Source organism: Actinomadura harenae, from assembly GCF_003696215.1.
Taxonomy (GTDB): Bacteria; Actinomycetota; Actinomycetes; order Streptosporangiales; family Streptosporangiaceae; genus Spirillospora; species Spirillospora harenae.
On record NZ_RFFG01000280.1, the window covers coordinates 1 to 608 of the forward strand.

Consider the following 608-nt stretch of genomic DNA (forward strand, 5'->3'; position numbering starts at 1 on the left):
CGAACCCGAGGAGCCATCTCCCGGCGGTATCCCCAGATGTAGGTGATGAAGCTCCAGGTGATGCGGTCGTAGACGCCGTTGGTGTGCTGGCCGCCCCGGTAGCGCATACGGCGCTGGGCGATGCCCCACAGGCAGGTACGGGCGGGCAGGTCCAGGAAGACCACGTGGGTCGCGCGGCGCAGCCGGATCGGCAGGGTAGAGGCGTAGTTCCCGTCGATCACCCACGTGTCGGCGGAGACCAGCTCTTCCTGACGCGCGGCGAACTTGTCGGCGGGGAGCTTGTTCCACTCGTCGTCGTAGAACTCCGCGTCCAGGTGCGTGATCTGCGTACCGATCGCGTCGGCCAGACGACGGCCCACGGTCGTTTTGCCGCTGCCTCCGCAGCCGATGATCGCCACCCGCTTCAAAGACCCCATGGTCGGCGACCGTACCGGGTAGGCGACGCTGCGTAGGCCCTAGGCTCGCGAGATCGAGAGGTTCGGACCGTCCACCGCGGTGGCTGGGACGGGCCCGGAACTCCCCTGAAAACCCGACGTACGCCGAGCCCCGTTCACGCGGACCCCCTGTGGCGGAGAGCACAGCTGGTGAAGCACCTGGTGGAGGGCGGG

Annotated in this window: 1 protein-coding gene; it reads right to left on the reverse strand. The window is 68.1% G+C overall.

Annotated features, from left to right (window positions below; all coding sequences use genetic code 11):
• A partial coding sequence (locus EBO15_RS43490) for a P-loop NTPase family protein (protein ID WP_147481949.1) occupies positions 1-416 on the reverse strand: 416 nt, incomplete at its 3' end.
• Positions 417-608: the final 192 nt, after the last annotated feature.